Genomic DNA, 10530 nt, shown 5'->3' on the forward strand with positions numbered 1-10530 from the left:
TTCCATGACCCGCCTCACCAGCACCCACGACCTTCAGGACACGCCAGCGCCCGCTGAATCCCGGTCGCCCTATGCCTATCTGTTCCCCGACCTGGCCGATGCCCCCGAGGCCGGACGCTTTCACGGCACCGATGACGCAGGCACCTTGCAGCGGCTGAAGGTCTTCGAGACCGCCTGCCACCTGCCCCCCACCGAGAGCCCTGGGCTGACCATCGACCTGCCCGCCGCCTATACCTATTTCTGCCAGTTCCTGAACCACGACATCTCGGCCCCGGTCGGCAGCGTCGCGGCCAATCTGGCGGGCCTGCCGCCGGTGGGCATCATCGGCAGTGCCGATCCCATCGGGCTGAACAAGGACTGGCGCGCCGATGTGGCCACGATCCTGTCCCATATCGCCAACGAACAGGCCCGGCCGATGATGTTGGGCAGCCTTTACGGCGAAGGGCCCTCCGACCCCGAAAGCGCGGCGCTGTATGACGGGGCGGCGTTTCGTCTGGGTCTGACCAGTGTGACCGACGACCAGACCTTCAGCGACAGCAAAACGCCCCCCGATCAGATCGTCCATGTCCGCGGCGCGCCCGACATTCCGCGCGCGGAGGGCGTGCCCCTGATCGCCGACCGCCGCAACGACGGCAACCTGATCCTGAGCCAGCTGCACCTGGCTTTCATGCTGTTTCACAACAAGGCCGTAAAGGCCCTGACGGCCAGCACGCCCCCGGATCAGGTCTTCGCGCGGGCGCGGGCCCTTGTTACGCTGCATTACCATTGGCTGATCCTGAACGATGTCCTGCCCGCGATCCTGTCGCCTGCTGCTCTGACCAAGCCCCTGTCCGATTGGCAGCCCCGGCCGATGCCACCGGGCGCCGTGCCGATGGAGTTCACGACCGCCGCCTTCCGCTTTGGCCACTCGATGGTGGGCCGCACCTATGACTACAACGCGAACTTCGGACGGGGCAGTCCGACCGGCCCCCAAGGCGCCACGCTGGGGCAGCTCTTTGCCTTCACTTCGAAGGGCAAGATGGGAGACGAGGCCGGCCCCCACCGGCAACTCCCCGACCATTGGGTGATCGACTGGGACCGGATGACCGATCCCGCAGAAGGCGACGTGACAGGCCGGGCCGAGCGGATCGACCTGAATTTTGCGCCCGACATGCTGAATGTCGCGGGCAATGCCAATATGCTGGAACAGGGCTCGATCCTGTTCCGCAACCTGCTGCGCGGCTTTCACCGCCGGATGCCCTTTGGCCAGCGCCTGGCCGAGGCTTGCGGCGTGGCCCTCTTGCCCCGCGACGCGTTGCGTTCCGCCATGCCGCAGCACGCGTCCCCTGGCGACGACTTTCCCACTCCCACTGCCGCCGCCGAGACCCTTGGCCTCTTGGACGAAACCCCGGCCTGGCTGTATTTTCTGTGCGAAGCCCAAGTGCTGGAGGACGGCCGGCGTGTGGGCCCGACCGCCAGCCAGATCATCGCCGACACCATCGTCAGCCTGATGCAGGGCGACCCGGCCTCGCTCTTGCGTCAGGCGGTGCCATGGCACCCAAGCCAAAGCCTGCTGCGGGATGCGGATGGTCAGCCGATTGCCTCCTTGCGCGGTTTCCTGGTGTTCGCAACCCAAGGCGCCTGACCCGCAAACCCGCGCCCCAGCGTTGGACAAAGGACACCCGTCGATCCACGACCGTCGGCTTTCCGCCGATTGCAAAGCTCCCTGTCCGGGAAATCGGTCAGGGAGGTTGCGGGCCTCGTCTGGCTGGTTTTTGCGACCTTGCCGCGGGCGGAAAGCCCCTATTCGACCTTTGGGGAATGGGCGGATGGATCGTGCGGGTGACAAGGCCGTCCCGTTCCAGCGTTGTGACACGCCGTCGATCCGCTTGAACAATTCGCCATAGCGCGTGCGGCCATGAACGCCAAGCGCGGCCACCATGGCCCTGGGCACTCATGACCTGGCTGTCCAATGCGACAGGCCCGCCCAGATGCCCCCCGCATGCCACTTTGCGATCCAACGGGCGCGCCACGCCCAGGGCCGCGACGTTACCAAGATCGAGACCTTGTCGGTATTCTGCGCGACCAGGCGCTTGAGGCGGCCGCAAGCCTTTTGACGGCGAACGCAACCACGCCGCCCTGACCCATTTCCCCGCCGGTGAGGCCGGCCTTTTCCGCGCCCCCATTCTGGTCAGCGGCCCGAGCGAAGCCGTGCCGACCGAGATCGTCGCGGCCCAGACCAAGGCCTATCTGTGGGCCTTTCAGGAGGAATTGGCCAAGGCCTCTGCCGCGTTGAAATCCGCGATGGAGGTGCGCTTCCCCGACCTTGCCATGGGCATGGCGCTGGACATCGGGGCAAGGTCGCCACCGACGAGATGAGGTGGCACCAAGATGGGCGCGAACCCGCACAAGGGTTCTTTGACGGATCGTTCGAATACCGATTTTCTGGGCCCGTTCAAATGGCAAGGAGTGCGCCCGCGCGTCCCACATCCTGCGCCCCGAACGTATTCGCGGCACAGTGATGGCGCTGGTCAACGGAGCGGCCCGCCGAAAAACGGCCTGCCTTTTCCCCGCAGTCGCAGGACTACATGCCCCTTCGGTTGACACCGCCGGGGTGCTTTGCCGGTCGACACCTTGGCCGGATAGCGTCGTTCGACACCCAAGTCGTTTACGGTCCGACATTCCCTTTCGGCTACAACCTGAGGGCCGCATCCATGCGGTCATGTTCGAAGGCTGGGGCACAAGCATTTAGCCCCGCGCCTCCCAGCCCTTGGCGGCGCAGCTCTTCGCGCCAGCTGTCGCAAAGGCTCCGCGCCATGTCCCGCGCCAAAGTTCGGGCTTCCTGCACGGAGACATCGAAGAATTCAGCCGCTTCGATGGCCGCGGCGATGTCCGGCTCATGGCCATGGATCGGGCTGATCCCGGTTTCCATCTGGGCCTGGCGCCGGGGCTGCGGATTGACGTCAAAAAGCGGCGAAAGGCGCCAGAGGTTCTGGCCCGCATAGATGAACCCGTGGTTCTTCAGGTGGTCATCCGTGTTCGTGACAAGAATCCCGAAAACCATCCTGCGCCAGATCTCCCGCAGATCCTCACCCGGCCGGGCCGAGATGGTGCGAATGATGTCGGCAATGTCGGTGTAAAAGCCGCTGGCGTGCCCAAGCTTTCCCAGGGCCGTGCGTGCGGAGATATAGGGGACGCGGCCGCCTTCCCTGCGGTCGAAACGACTGAACAGGCCAATCGGATGCGGGCTGCCGGGCAATTCAAGCCGGCACTCCGGCGTGCGCAGGCCAAGGCTCTGCGCAAGCTTCATCGTCGCCACTTCCAGACGCTCGACCGGCCATGTGTCGTTGATCGACGTGAACTTTGCGAGCCAGAAGCGGTCCCCATCCCTCAGGTTTGCCTTGGGCCGCGCCCCGCCCGGCGTGCCCGCGGCACCGACAAGATCCAGCGCATCTTGCTCTGCGCCATGCGGGTCGCGTTCGAACCTTTGCGCGATCTTGAGCAGGTCTTCGATTTCAGCAAGACGCGGGACGGGTTTTCCGATCTGTGGGAAGGGCGCCCCATTTTCCTGCAGGAAGCGCAGCGCACCTTGACGCGCGGTATCGTCGCATGTGGTCAGGAAGTCGAACTCGGTTGCCCCCTCGCCCAGAACCCGGCGCATCAACTTGCGGCCCCAGCTGTCCGGAGTGGTATCCGCAAAGGGTCCTGCGATGACATCGCGCTTGCGGCTGTCGCGCCCGCCAGAGCTGGCGTGATAAGGCGCGCTGGCCCGCGGCATCTGCGGGCAAAGGTCGAAACCACGCGGGTTTAGGGTCCAATCCCGGTCATAGGTGAACGTGGAATGTGCGCGCCGTCCGTCCGTCTCAAAGACGAGGCGGCCGACCGGAACCAAGCCATTCCCCAAGGCGACACGTGCCACGACCATCAAAAGGCGCTCCCGTCGTCGTCGATTTCGTCCGATCGGTCCTTTGGCGCGGTCGAGGGCTTGCGACGGTTGGCGATCCGCTCTGGCAGGCGGGCTTGATCAAGAAGCAGGCCGGTATCGTCCTTCGCCGGGTCCAGCATTTCCCCAAGCCGGTGAAGCTCGCCCAGGACCATGAGCGCCATGGCCAGGGTTTCAAGCCGCACACCGCCATCGCCGGTCTCGAGTTTGGCAAGTGTTTTGTCGGTCACACCCAAACGCTCGCAGAACTCTGCGACAGACATCCGCCGCTTCTTGCGGGCGACTCGGATATCATGGCCAAGGCGTTTCAAGGTGGTCTGAACTTGATACGAGGACATGAGCTGATCGGAGAAAACTCCGCCTTATTTTGCTAAGGGCGTACTTTTGTCCGTTTTGTGGCAATCTGCAAGTCAAGTCAAGCCTCGGTAGGTCAGGGCGGGTAATAATCCGGCTTAGGTATCTTAAATCGGACTTTTATCCGGTCAAATCTAAGCCGAGGTTCCCGTGGCATAGTCTTGGACAAGGCTTCTTCAGCACCAGCCAAGCTTGGGCGCGTCAGGATGTTGGTGCCCGCCGAGGCCACGCACGTGCCATTTCGATCCGCGCCCCCGGGAAGGGGCGACAGGGTGCTGGTCTGAAGTGGCCCTCTGCCAGCCGCGCCTTGACCGTGGCGATGATCTGGCGGCGGTGAGTTGGGTATTGCCGCGTCGTCAGATCCAGCCCGCCGATCTGGTCCTGCACCTGAAGGAACAGCGACAGCGGATGTTGACGACGACCATGGATTGCGGCGCATCTTGTAGCGCCAGAGCCAGCGCGGCGTCGTCCATCGCGCCACCCGGAACGATCCGCGCCCGGCGCAGGCGGTCCGCCAGGCCCTCGGGGTCAGGCGCCAATGCTCGCCCCGCAAGGTCCAGACCCGCCTTCAGCTCGGCGCTGTCGAGGGGCGGGCGGCCCCCGGCTTGTCGGTGTCTATGGCCGAGTGAAGTTCCAGCACGACACCGCGAAAAAGGCCGCAAAAGGTCGCCGCCGTCTGGTCGATGAATAAGGCATGGGGGATCGCAAAGATGATCCGCCGATGCCCATGCGCTGCCGCAGGGTTCAGTGTAAAGCCCATCTAGGCCAAGGTCTTGCCGCCCCCCGTCGGCACCGTCAGGGTGTAGAGCCCGCCACATGCGCGTCAAAGGCGGCGCGCATCTTTGGCAGGACCTGCGCGAGCTTTGGCCAGTCGCGGTGGTTGGGTCGGTTTGGCCGTAAAGCGCTTCGGTGTCGGGGAAATCGGCATTGACGAGGCAGGAAAAGACCATTCGCCCGGCCACGGCCCGGTCAAAGTCCTGCGAGGCAGGACGCCATTTGCCGATCAGCTCTTTGGCGGCGCGCAGAAGGATGACCCGCGCCTGAGCCGTCATCTGTGCCGAAAGGGCTGCCGCCCGTCCAAGGTAATCGGACAACTGCGCAGGGTGGCCAAGGTGGTCGGGGCCAGGATCTGGGCCGCGTAGCGCGTCGGGGCCGTGGTGCGGTCGCACAAAAGCTTGCCCTCGGCGGGGGAGTGATCGACCCTTTTCCCCTTTCCCTGAAGCTCGCCGTCGAAGGCGGGGTCATGCTTGCCGAAATCATGGAAGGCGCCCGCAAGCCGTGCCGTCTCAGTCAGCCCAAGGTCCGCGCCGCGCAAGCCGGCACGGGCTGCGACATTGGCCTGATGTCCGTCCAGCGTCTGACAATCGCTCCGGTCGTCCCTGGTGCCGGATCGGGCACAGGGTTTGCTCAAGGAACGCCTTCCAGAAAAACCAGCGGTTCGAAGCTTTCGAATAGTGTCGGCATCAGGGTTTCAGAAATGGCGGCCCTGTTTGGCACCTTCGGATTTGGGAGCTTGATGCGGTTGTTCCGCCGATTGCAGGCAAAGTATCCAAGCGCGGTTTTTTGCAGAAGGATAACATAATTACGCTTACCGGCTGTTTGAGCCCCACCCGTGCTTTCAGCCGTCAGCTGCGAGGTCTTCGCATAGTCCCATCTTTTCACTAGACGACCGGTCTAATCAGCCCTATCACAGGCTCATGAAAGACGAATCAACCCCCGACACCCGAGAGCATATCCTCGCCACCGCCCAGGCGATCATGAATGGCAAAGGGTTCTCCGCCGTGGGGCTCTCTGAAATCCTTGCGGCGGCCGAGGTGCCGAAAGGGTCGTTCTATCACTACTTCGGTTCGAAAGAGGCCTTTGGCAAGGCGCTATTGACCCGGTATTTCGACATCTACCTGGCCGCGATGGACCAGACCTTTGCCACGCCCGGCCAGACCGGCGCCCAGCATCTGACCGCCTATTGGCAGCACTGGTTGACCACCCAGACCGCCGATGACCCGCAAAGCAAATGCCTTGTGGTCAAGCTGGCGGCCGAGGTTTCGGACCTGTCCGAGGCGATGCGTCAGGTGCTGTTGCAAGGCACCGACCGCATCAAGGCGCGGCTTGCCGATGCGATCGAGGCGGGGGTGGCGGATGGCTCTTTGCGCCTCCAGGCCCCCCCGCATGAGATCGCAGCGGAACTTTACCAGGCTTGGCTGGGTGCAAGCCTTTTGGCCAAGATCACCAAGAACGACGCCCCGTTGCAGCGTGCAATGGCGGCCACGCAAAGCCGGTTGGGCTAGGGTCCGGGGCAATCCGCTCCGGCTTGCGCCCTGACTATACGACCGGTCGAATACAACCAAGGAAAAGACAATGAAGATCCTGATGATCCTGACCTCGCATGACACTTTGGGCGACACCGGCAAGAAGACCGGCTTTTGGCTGGAAGAGCTGGCCGCGCCCTATTACACCTTCAAGGATGCCGGCGCCGAAATCACCCTCGCCTCGCCCAAAGGTGGCCAGCCGCCCTTGGATCCGGTCAGTAACCTGCCCGATTTCCAGACCGAAGCCACCCGCCGCTTTGAGGCCGACGCGCAGGCCGGCGCGGCTCTGGCCCATACGCGGAAGCTTTCGGAGGTCAATGCCGCCGATTACGACACGGTGTTTTACCCCGGCGGTCATGGCCCGCTTTGGGACCTGACGAACGACGCCCATTCGGTGGCTTTGATCGAGGCCTTTATCGCGGCGGGCAAACCGGTGGCGCTGGTCTGCCACGCGCCGGGGGTCTTGCGCGATGTCAAGGGTCTGGACGGTCAGCCCCTGGTCAAGGGCCGCCGCGTGACGGGCTTTACCAACACCGAGGAAGAGGGCGTCGGCCTAACAAAGATCGTCCCCTATCTGGTTGAGGATATGCTGAAATCCAAGGGTGGCCTGTTTGAATCCGGCCCGGATTGGGGCAGCTTTGTCTTGCAGGACGGGTTGTTGATCACCGGGCAGAACCCGGGCTCTTCGACCGCCGCGGCCGAGCGTCTTTTGGCAGCGCTGGCTTGAATTTCTGGGGCGGTGCAAGCCGCCCCTATCCCTTTGAAAGACAAGACCATGAAGACGACACATCCCGGCTTGGCCCTGGGCCTGGCCATGGCGCTGATCGTGGCGGTGGGGCTGGACCTGCGGCCGTCCATCGCCTCGATCGGGCCGCTTTTGCCGATGCTGCGGGCCGATTTCCAGCTGTCCAATGCGGCGGTGGCGGTGCTGACCGCTTTGCCGCCCTTGCTCATGGGGCTTCTGGCGCTGCCCGCGCCTTGGCTGGCCCATCGGCTTGGCCTGACCCAGACCGTGCTTTGGGCGCTGGCGCTGGTCAGCCTTGCGACGCTGGCCCGGGCCTTTGCCGGATCGGCCGCCATGCTTTTTGCGGCCACGATCGCCCTTAGCGCCGGGATCGCGGTGGCCGGAGCCCTGATCGGCGGTTTCGTCAAGGCGCGCTTCCCTGATCGGGCGGGGCTTCTGATGGGGATCTATGCCATGTCGCTGGGCTTTGGCTCGACGCTTGCGGCGGGGCTGACGCTGCCCCTGGTCAGCCTGACCGAGGGCTGGAGGATCGGCGCCGGGATCTGGGCCGTGCTTGGCGTGGGGGCGATCCTGGCCTGGTGGACCCTGACCCGCCAAGCCGTGGCCCCCGCGCAGACCGGCCGCGCGGCCCTGCCCCTGCGCGACAAGACGGCCTGGGCGATCTCGGCCTATGGCGCGGCCAATTCCATCTTGTTCTTTGGCTTTCTGGCCTGGCTGGTGCCGATGTTCCTTGACCTTGGCGCCAAGAACCCGGGGCTGATCCTCACCAGCTTTACCCTGGGCTTCATGCTGGCCAACCCCCTGCCCGGCCTGAGCCAAACCCCCAACCGGAGGCGCCAGACCACCCTGGCCGGAGCCCTCGCTTTGACCGGTATCATGGGCATCGCACTGGTCCCCGGTTTGCCCTTCGTCTTTGTGCCGATGCTGGCCATGGGCGTCGGCGCCTCGTTCACGCTGGGCATGACGCTGGCCCTTGAACGCGCGCCCGATGCCCATCAGGCGACCGCTTGGAACGCGATGGGCCTGGCCTTCGGCTATGGCATCGGCGCGTTGGGGCCGCTGATGGTGGGGGTCTTGCATGACCTCTCGGGCGGTTACGACCTGCCCTTGCTGGCCATGGCCGCGGTGGCCGCCGTGATGCTGGCCTTGACCCCGCGGCTGACCCCTTTGCCCATCGCGGCAAAGCCCGCCTCGGGGGTGATCTGCGCGCGATAACCCAGCTCGGCCCGCGCCTTTCCGATGTCCAGCGTGAAGTCCTTGCCGATCAGCCGCAGCATCTGGCGGGTGATCGGCGGCTCACCCCGTAGCCGCAGGGCGCGCCAGACGACCCCCATCGCCCCCGCCATAACCCAAGCCACCCCAAAGGGCACCGAGCGGTCGCGGGCCTCGACCCCGCGCGCCGCCAAAAGCCGCGCGAGAAAGGCCTTCAGCGTCGTTTCCTGCTCGTCCGAGACGAAATAGGCCCCCTGCCCGCGATCCGCCGCCAGGATCAGCGCATGGCACAGGTTGTCGACATGACAGGTCGAGAGCCTTTGCCGCCCGCCGTCTACCCATTGGAACTGCCCCGCCTTGACCGTTTCGACCATCTGATCCAGCGCCGGCATATCCGGGCCCCAGATGAAGGGCGGCCGGATCGCCACGGTCGAGACGCCCTTGGCCGCCAAAAGCACCGCCTCGGCCCGGGCTTTGGAGGCCGCATAGGGCGCAAAGCCCATTTGATGCAGGGCCAGCCCCTCATGCGCCCCGGTCATGTCCTGGGGCGCGCCCATCACCACCGCGGCCGCGCTGACATAGACCACACGCCGCACCCGCGCCCGGGCCGCCGCCGTCACGACATGGCGCGTGCCCTCGACATTCATCGCATCAAAGACCCGCCGCGGCCCCCAGAGTTTGAAATGTGCCGCCAGGTGAAAGACCGTATCGACGCCCGCCATCGCCCGCTCCAGCGCCTGGGGGTCGTTCAGATCGGCCTTGTGCGCCGTGGCCCCAAGCGCCTCGACCGTGTCGCGCGAGGCATCAGAGCGGGCGATGGCGCGGACCTGCCAGCCTTGGGCCAAAAGGCGCGGGATCAGGTGGCTGCCGACAAAGCCAGAGCCTCCGGTGACAAGGGCTGTGCGTTGGATTTGGGTCATGATGTCCTCGGGGTTGCGATGGGAGGATGCATCGCAGGCCGCGCGGACAAACACAATACAAAATATGAAATCTGTTACATGTTGCTTAAACCCGGCGCTTGCGGTAAGCCGTGCCATGGACAGCCAACGCGACCGCATCCTGGACAATGCCCAGGGCCTGATCCGCCGCTTTGGCGGGGCCAAGACCAATGTCGTCGACATCGCCCAGGCGATGGGCCTGTCACATTCCGCGATCTATCGGCACTTCCGCTCCAAGGCCGAGATCTTCGACAGCCTCGCCGCCCGCGCGATGGCCGAAGAAACCGCCCTCGCGCAGACCTATGCTTCTGCCGACGCTCCGGCGGGCGAGCGGATTTTGGGGCTCATGCTGGCCTTGCACCGCTCCAAACGCGAGAAGTTCGCGGGCGATACCGAGATGCACGCGCTGTACCGCCGCATCGTCGAGGATCGGCCGGATCTGGTGCGGGACTATGCCGCCCGGATCACCGCGATCTTGCGCGCGATCCTTGGCGATGGCGTGGCGCGGGGAGAGTTCGCGATTGCAGACCTTGATGCCGCGGCAGGCGTTCTGCGCGACGCCTTCACCGCCTTCGTCCACCCCGCCCATGTCGAACTTGCCGCCAAGGCCGGGCTGGATCTTGAACCCGGCCTGATCCAGATGGCCCGGGTCCTGCTGCGGGGCCTTTCGGCCTGAACGCCAAGGTCTCTGGACTTGGCAAGCGCCAGGCCGGGCGGTCATGACGCAAAAAGCCATTGACCCAGAGCCGGCAGCTCGTGCCGCAACACCTCCAAAAGACTGACTGCCCCCATTGTCTGCCGACCCTCGCCCCTTGGACCCGGCACGTCAGCAAACCCGGCGAGAGAAAGCCGCCCGGAGGCTCCTGACAGGAACGCGAAGTCGACCAAAAGCGACGTTGCGCAAGGGACGGTCAAGAGCGCGATGACGCCTGCTTTTGACCCAAATCCTTCTCGAAAATGGCAAAGGCGCAGTTATCCCGGTAACCCCCCATTCTTAACGGGGTGCATCCGTAGAACTCACGCGGCCGTCTTCAGTTTCTGGGCGGGTGTGAT

The 10530-nt window shown here is 64.7% G+C and carries 10 protein-coding genes and 1 pseudogene; 6 read left to right on the top strand and 5 right to left on the bottom strand.

What is annotated here, in order from left to right:
- The first annotated feature begins 4 nt into the window (after positions 1-4).
- Both NX862_RS17605 and NX862_RS17610 read left to right on the top strand, forming a co-directional pair.
- Positions 5-1624, top strand: coding sequence for a peroxidase family protein (locus tag NX862_RS17605; protein ID WP_264495248.1), 1620 nt, complete (start codon positions 5-7; stop codon positions 1622-1624).
- Positions 1625-2190: 566 nt separating this feature from the next.
- Positions 2191-2358 (top strand): hypothetical protein, encoded by a 168-nt coding sequence (locus tag NX862_RS17610; RefSeq protein ID WP_264495249.1) that lies wholly within the window; start codon positions 2191-2193, stop codon positions 2356-2358.
- 313 nt (positions 2359-2671) lie between these two features.
- On the opposite strand, the gene NX862_RS17615 is transcribed toward NX862_RS17610, so the two are convergent.
- The 4 genes from NX862_RS17615 to NX862_RS17630 all read right to left on the bottom strand — a co-directional run bounded on the left by NX862_RS17615 (position 2672) and on the right by NX862_RS17630 (position 5687).
- Entirely contained in the window at positions 2672-3904 is a 1233-nt protein-coding gene (locus tag NX862_RS17615; RefSeq protein WP_264495250.1) for a type II toxin-antitoxin system HipA family toxin, read from the bottom strand.
- Positions 3904-4260, bottom strand: a complete 357-nt coding sequence (locus tag NX862_RS17620) for a helix-turn-helix domain-containing protein (protein ID WP_264495251.1) — start codon at positions 4258-4260, stop codon at positions 3904-3906. Before NX862_RS17620 ends, NX862_RS17615 begins: the two co-directional genes overlap by 1 nt.
- Before the next feature lie 372 nt (positions 4261-4632).
- Positions 4633-4815, bottom strand: a complete 183-nt coding sequence (locus NX862_RS17625; protein WP_264495252.1) for a hypothetical protein — start codon at positions 4813-4815, stop codon at positions 4633-4635.
- A 509-nt stretch (positions 4816-5324) separates the two neighbouring features.
- Positions 5325-5687 carry an HD domain-containing protein gene (locus NX862_RS17630; RefSeq protein ID WP_264495253.1) on the bottom strand — a complete coding sequence of 121 codons (363 nt, stop codon included), beginning with the start codon at positions 5685-5687 and terminating at the stop codon, positions 5325-5327.
- Positions 5688-5973: 286 nt separating this feature from the next.
- Here NX862_RS17630 and NX862_RS17635 point away from each other — a divergent pair, with 286 nt between their 5' ends.
- The 3 genes from NX862_RS17635 to NX862_RS17645 all read left to right on the top strand — a co-directional run bounded on the left by NX862_RS17635 (position 5974) and on the right by NX862_RS17645 (position 8542).
- The gene (locus tag NX862_RS17635) at positions 5974-6561 is read left to right on the top strand and encodes a TetR/AcrR family transcriptional regulator (protein ID WP_264495254.1); all 588 of its coding nucleotides are present in this window, start codon (positions 5974-5976) and stop codon (positions 6559-6561) included.
- A gap of 70 nt (positions 6562-6631) precedes the next feature.
- A complete protein-coding gene (locus NX862_RS17640) occupies positions 6632-7309 on the top strand; it encodes a type 1 glutamine amidotransferase domain-containing protein (protein ID WP_264495255.1) in 678 nt (225 codons plus the stop codon).
- Between the two features lie 48 nt (positions 7310-7357).
- On the top strand, positions 7358-8542 hold the full coding sequence (locus NX862_RS17645; protein ID WP_264495256.1) for an MFS transporter: 1185 nt from the start codon (positions 7358-7360) through the stop codon (positions 8540-8542).
- A gap of 173 nt (positions 8543-8715) precedes the next feature.
- Here NX862_RS17645 and NX862_RS17650 read toward each other — a convergent pair.
- Positions 8716-9660 (bottom strand): annotated as a pseudogene (locus NX862_RS17650) (NAD-dependent epimerase/dehydratase family protein); the annotation flags it as partial.
- Here NX862_RS17650 and NX862_RS17655 point away from each other — a divergent pair.
- Positions 9575-10153, top strand: coding sequence for a TetR family transcriptional regulator (locus NX862_RS17655; protein WP_264495257.1), 579 nt, complete (start codon positions 9575-9577; stop codon positions 10151-10153). The pseudogene NX862_RS17650 and the gene NX862_RS17655 overlap by 86 nt on opposite strands.
- Positions 10154-10530 lie beyond the last annotated feature (377 nt).

The organism is Stagnihabitans lacustris, from assembly GCF_025950525.1.
In the GTDB taxonomy this organism is placed as follows: domain Bacteria; phylum Pseudomonadota; class Alphaproteobacteria; order Rhodobacterales; family Rhodobacteraceae; genus Stagnihabitans.